General features: G+C 60.3%; 2 protein-coding genes. Both read right to left on the bottom strand.

Annotated elements, in window-relative coordinates; translation table 11 throughout:
- Nucleotides 1-2,136 (bottom strand): efflux RND transporter permease subunit (locus VFL62_RS01040; RefSeq protein ID WP_325170522.1); only part of this gene is annotated, 2,136 nt, incomplete at its 3' end.
- 152 nt (nt 2,137-2,288) lie between these two features.
- Nucleotides 2,289-3,667 (bottom strand): efflux RND transporter permease subunit (locus VFL62_RS01035; RefSeq protein ID WP_325170521.1); only part of this gene is annotated, 1,379 nt, incomplete at its 5' end.

Raw genomic sequence — 3,667 nt, 5'->3', positions numbered from 1 at the left:
GTCAATTGCCAGATGGGCGGCGGCGATCTGCTGGTCCGAGGCCACGTCCTGCAGTTCCGGCAGCTTACGCATCTCGCCTTGGAGGATCGGCGCCCAATGGTTCAGTTCGTCCAAGTTGGTGTCGGTCAGCGTGTACTGGTATTGGGTGCGGGAGAGCCGGCCGCCGACCGTGATGTTCTGCGGCACCTGCATAAAGAACTTTGCGCCCTGGATGCCGGCGACTTCCTTGCGCAAGCGCTGGATAATCTGCTCTGCGTTGGCGGTACGTTCCTCATAGGGCTTCAACCCCCAAAAGATGCGCGCGGTATTCTCGGCAGGGTTGTAGGTCGTTGCGCCGTCATAGGAGAAGACCCCCTCGACGCCAGGATCCTGCCTGACGATATTGACGACTTGCCGCCGGATCTTGTCGGTCAGGGTCATCGAAGCGTCTTCACGAACGTCAAGCTCGCCGAAGATGAACCCAGTATCCTGCTGCGGGAAAAAGCCTTTCGGGATAACGACGTAAAGATAACCGGTCGCAACCATCAGCAAGAGGGTCGCGATCAACGCCGACAGTTTGTGGCGAAAGATGAAGTTGAGGCCCCGGTCGTAGCCATTTAATGCCGCCTGGAAGACCCTTTCTGCGCCGCGGTTAAAGCGCCCCTTCGGGTGCAGCCCTTCTTCCTTCAAAAACAGCGAGCACATGACCGGCGTCAGGGTCAACGATATGACCGCCGAGGCCACCACCGCGACCGCAACCGTGACGGCAAATTCCCGGAACAGCCGGCCGATGATGCCGCCCATAAAGAAGAGCGGAATAAAGACGGCAATCAGCGAGAAGGTGATCGAAATAATCGTGAAACCGATCTGCCCGGCGCCCTTTAACGCGGCGTCGAGCGGTCGCATTCCCTGTTCGATATAGCGTACGATGTTTTCGATCATCACGATCCCATCGTCGACGATAAAGCCGACTGAGATCGTCAACCCCATCAGGGAGATGTTATCGATGCTGAAACCGCCGGCATACAGGACGCCGAACGTCGCGACAAGCGACAGCGGTACCGCCAGGCTCGGGATCACCGTCGCCCACAAGGTTCGCAAAAACAGGAAGATCACGACGACGACGAGGCTGATCGTCAGCATCATCGTGAATTGCACATCGCGGATGGAGGCGCGCGTTGTCTGCGAGCGGTCCGACATCAGATCGACGTGAATCGCCGGCGGCAGTGACTGCTCGAGCTTGGGCATCAACGCCTGGACATCGTCTACGACGGCGATCGTATTGGCGCCCGGCGCCTTCTGGATCGCGATGCCCTCCGCCCGCTGGTCCCCGAACCAGGAACGCACGCGGTTATTCTGCACCGAATTGATAGCGTCCCCGACATCCTTGATGCGTACTGGCGCGCCGTTTTTGTAGGCGATGATGATGTTGCGGTAATGCGCGGCATCAAACAGCTGATCGTTGGTATCAAGCGCGATCGCCTGATGTTCGGTTTGGATCTCGCCCTTCGGGCGGTTTACGGTCGCCGCGACAAGCGCATTGCGGACATCTTCCATGCCCAAACCCTTTGCCGCGAGCGCCGCCGGATTGATCTGGACGCGGGCGGCGTAAGGCATCGAGCCGAACACGAAGACCTGCCCGACCCCGGGCTCTGTCGACAGCCGTTCAGCGATGACATTGTTGGCGTACTGGTCGACCTCGTAGGGCGGACGCGCGTCGGAGTGGATGGCATAGATCAGGATGGCAAAGTCCGCCGGGTTCACCTTGCGATAGGTCGGCGGCGTGGGCATGTCCTGGGGCAATAGCCCGCTCGCCGCATTGATCGCCTGCTGCACGTCCTGCGCTGCCGCATCGATGTTGCGTGACAGGTCGAACTGCAGCGTGATCGAGGTGACGCCGACGCCGCTCCACGACGTCATCTGGCTGAGCGACGGGATCGAGGTGAACTGCTGTTCGAGCGGCGTCGCGACCGCCGACGACATCGTGCTCGGATTGGCGCCGGGGTACTGCGCGGTCACGCTGATTGTCGGGAAATCGACGTTCGGCACCGCCGCCACGGGCAGCAGGTTGTAGGCGCCGATGCCGAAGACCAGGACCCCCAGCATCAAGAGCGAGGTGGCGATCGGCCGCCGGATAAAAGGTTCGGAAATGCTCATTGGCGGCTGCTCGTATTAAAGGTTTCCAATTGAGACACTGGGTGACGCCAGATTTATTGACGGGCTGGTGTTGGGTCTCTGCTACCCTCGCGTTAGACATCTTACTGAGCCGGTATTTGCCGATTGGTGTCTCAAGAGCGGGATCATCTTGATCACTCGGCGCCGTGCCGGAGTTGTGCCGGGATGGGACCGGACTCGCTTCCCAGAGCGTCCGCCATGCGTGAGGGGCGATACGGGCGGCCGATCCAGCGCGAGAAGCGCTCAAGGTAAAGATAGATGATCGGCGTCGTGTAGAGCGTGAGCCACTGCGATACGAGCAGCCCGCCGATGATCGCGATGCCAAGCGGCCGGCGCAATTCAGAACCCGCTCCCTGCCCGAATGCGATCGGCGTGGCACCGAACAGCGCGGCGAAAGTCGTCATCATGATCGGCCGAAAGCGCAAAAGACAGGCTTGGTAGATTGCCTCAGCTGGGCTCTTGCCCTCGATCCGCTCCGCCTGCAAGGCGAAGTCGATCATCATGATCGCGTTCTTTTTGACGATGCCGATCAGCAAGATGATGCCGATCATCGCGATGACGCTCAGATCGTAATGCAAGATCATCAGCGCCAATAATGCACCGACGCCGGCCGAAGGCAGTGCGGACAGGATCGTGATCGGATGAATGTAGCTCTCGTAAAGAACGCCGAGCACGATGTAGACGACCAAGATCGCGGCCGCGACCAGGAGCGGCGTTGACGACAGTGACGCCTGGAATGCCCGTGCTGTTCCTTGGAACGACCCGTCGAGCGTTGCCGGTGCGCGAAGATCGGCAGTCAGCGCTTGGATCTTGTCGACCGCCTGACCCAGCGACACACCCGGCTTCAGGTTGAAGGACAAGGTCACCGCCGGGAACTGGCCCTGGTGGTTGACCGACAGCGACTCGATCTTTGACGTGAAGTGCGCGAATGCGCTTATCGGAATCTGACCGCCGTTCGGCCCCGCCACGTAGATTTTCGACAACGCGGTCGGATCATCCTGGAACTGCGGCTCGACCTCGAGGATCACCTTGTACTGGTTCTTCGCGGTGTACATCGTCGCGACCTGACGCTGGCCGAACGCGTCGTACAAAGTCGCATCGATCAGCGATGGCGAGATACCCAGCCGTGAGGCTGCATCGCGGTTAATCTCGATGCCGATATGCGGCGCCGCGACCTGCTGGTCGGAGGCAACATCCTGCAGCTCGGGGAGCTTTTTCATCGCGCGCTCGAGAATCGGCGCCCAATGATTGATCTCGTCCGGGTCGGTGTCGGTCAGTGTATATTGGTACAATGTGCGGCTGAGCCGCCCGCCGACGCTGATGTCCTGGCCCGACTGCATAAAAAATTTGACGCCCTCGACCGCGGCCACTTTCGGGCGCAGGCGCTGGATGATCTGGTTCGAGGTCAAGGCGCGCTGGTCGTGCGGAACCAACTGCATGAACATGCGCGCGGTGTTTTCGGTCGGGTTGTAGGCGGTGGCGCCGGTAAAGGCAAAAACACCCGAGACGTCGG

It is taken from the genome of Bradyrhizobium sp. (assembly GCF_035701725.1).
Lineage (GTDB): Bacteria > Pseudomonadota > Alphaproteobacteria > Rhizobiales > Xanthobacteraceae > Bradyrhizobium.
Note: the sequence above shows the minus strand (reverse complement) of the source record. Positions and strands in the feature narration are given on the sequence as shown.